Annotated in this window: 2 protein-coding genes; one reads left to right on the top strand and one right to left on the bottom strand. The window is 46.6% G+C overall.

The genetic code is table 11. The features are described 5' to 3' along the window. A partial coding sequence (gene katG / locus Q0241_RS21170) for a catalase/peroxidase HPI (protein WP_366941211.1) occupies positions 1-1,682 on the top strand: 1,682 nt, incomplete at its 5' end. Positions 1,683-1,686: 4 nt separating this feature from the next. Here katG and Q0241_RS21175 read toward each other — a convergent pair. Continuing rightward, complete coding sequence (locus tag Q0241_RS21175; RefSeq protein ID WP_016800689.1) at positions 1,687-1,971, bottom strand: hypothetical protein; 285 nt, start codon at positions 1,969-1,971, stop codon at positions 1,687-1,689. Positions 1,972-2,279 lie beyond the last annotated feature (308 nt).

Here is a 2,279-nt window from a genome sequence, read left to right on the forward strand (position 1 = left end):
ATGAATCCATGGGGCTAAAAACGTTTGGGTTTGCATTTGGCCGCGAAGATATTTGGCATCCAGAAAAAGATATTTACTGGGGGGCCGAAAAAGAGTGGCTTGCACCTAGTGATAGTGAAAATAGCCGTTATTCCGGCGAACGAAATTTGGCTAATCCTTTGGCCGCAGTGATGATGGGATTGATTTATGTTAATCCAGAAGGGGTTGATGGTAATCCCGATCCGCTGAAAACAGCGCATGATATTCGTACGACGTTTGAGCGTATGGCGATGAATGATGAAGAAACGGTTGCGTTGACGGCTGGTGGCCATACGGTGGGTAAGGCTCATGGTAATGGTAATGCCGAAGAGCTAGGAGCTGAGCCAGAGGGCGCAGAGATTGAAGATCAAGGTTTTGGTTGGCTCAACTCAATGCGCAGCGGTAAGGGTGATGACACAATTACCAGTGGTATCGAAGGGGCTTGGACTACAAACCCGACAACCTGGGACAATGGTTATTTTGATGCATTGCTCGGCTATGATTGGGAACTTACCAAAAGCCCGGCAGGCGCCAATCAATGGACACCAACCAAGGCGTCAGCAGCGAAGAAGGCTCCAGCAGCGCATAATGCTTCCAAGTCTGAGCCATTGATGATGACGACGGCTGATATGGCCATGAAGATGGATCCGTCTTACGCGAAAATTTCAAAACGCTTTCATGAAAACCCGGAAGAGTTTGCTGATGCGTTTGCAAGAGCCTGGTTCAAACTGACTCACCGCGATATGGGACCAGTCACTCGCTATCTCGGGAGTGAAGTTCCGCAGGAAGAATTGATTTGGCAGGACCCTGTTCCGGCAGTGGATCACAAGCTGATCAATGGCAAAGAAGCGGCTGTGTTAAAAGCTGAAATCCTGAAATCAGGACTTTCTGTTTCGCAATTGGTTTCTGTTGCCTGGGCATCTGCTTCAACTTTCAGAGGCAGTGACAAACGCGGCGGCGCCAACGGTGCGCGGATCCGTCTGGCTCCTCAGAAAAACTGGAAAGTGAACCGTCCTGCGCAATTGAAAAAAGTGCTCAGCGTTCTTGAAGGCATTCAAAAGAAATTCAACAAGGGAGCCAAAAAGGTTTCTCTTGCTGATTTGATTGTTCTTGGTGGATGCGCTGCAGTTGAACAAGCTGCCAAGGATGCAGGGCATTCAGTCAAGGTGCCGTTCACCCCTGGGCGGACGGATGCGAGCGCAGAGCAGACCGATACAGAATCATTTGCAGTGTTGGAACCAAAAGCTGATGGTTTCCGCAACTACAAGCAAGAAGGTCAAAACCAGACTGCCGAAGAATTGTTGGTTGACCGTGCACAATTGCTGACGCTGACTGCGCCTGAAATGACTGTTCTTGTTGGTGGCATGCGCGTGTTGAACACGAATGCTGATGGTTCAAAGCATGGTGTGTTCACCCGCAACAAGGGCGCGCTTAGCAATGATTTCTTTGTGAACTTATTGGATATGGGAACCAAATGGTTTGCTACAAAGGTACATTCGACCCCTGTGCGTTCAGCTGCGCGTACGATTGTTTCTCGGATAACCTTGGGACAAGCGTCCGCATCAACCCATATCTTCATAGTGTTCTATTTCTCTGTTAGCTTATTTATCGGTCAACTCATTGCTCAGTTGCCTTATTGGCCAGTTAGCTTATTGTTCAGTTAACTTATTACTCAGTTAATTTGGCTTCAAGCGTGGCAACACGAGCGGTAAGTTCAAGGATTTGCTTTTCCAGTTGGCTAACACGATCAAGTGTCGGCTCTTCTTGTGTCGCGACTTCAACTTTAGGGACGCGATTGGCGCTTTTCCAGCTTTTGATAGTCATGATTAAAGCTGGCATCGGAACGGATGTGCTCATACGAGCTTTAACTAAAGCAACTGTCGGCTCTTTCCCTTGTGCTTGCAGTCCTTCAAGCACTGATTTCAACTCTTCAGACACATCTTTTGTCAGCATGTTGACCTCCATTTTTAGTCTTTGGTCATTTTACTCGCTCCGGTGAATGATAGCGAATCATAAAACCGCCCATAGCTTGTGAGAGATCTCTTACAAAGGCTGTGAGATAACACGAATACATCACTAGAGAGATTTAAGTGCATATGGTTAAGCTGCTGAATTTTAATTGTTTTATATAATTAACAACTTTATTGAATTGAAAGTGTGATGCAAATCTATTGTCCAAAATCCTAAATCGCGTAAATTAAACCTTGTCGGAAGGATTCTGACACGGAACAGGAAAGCACCAAGGATTTGGTTATCTTCAG

Source organism: uncultured Kiloniella sp. (assembly GCF_937128705.1).
GTDB lineage: Bacteria > Pseudomonadota > Alphaproteobacteria > Kiloniellales > Kiloniellaceae > Kiloniella.

What these genes read in the sequence shown, in the direction of transcription:
- Q0241_RS21175 (WP_016800689.1), bottom strand. Translation starts at nt 1,971, where the DNA reads ATGCTGACAAAAGATGTGTCTGAAGAGTTGAAATCAGTGCTTGAAGGA.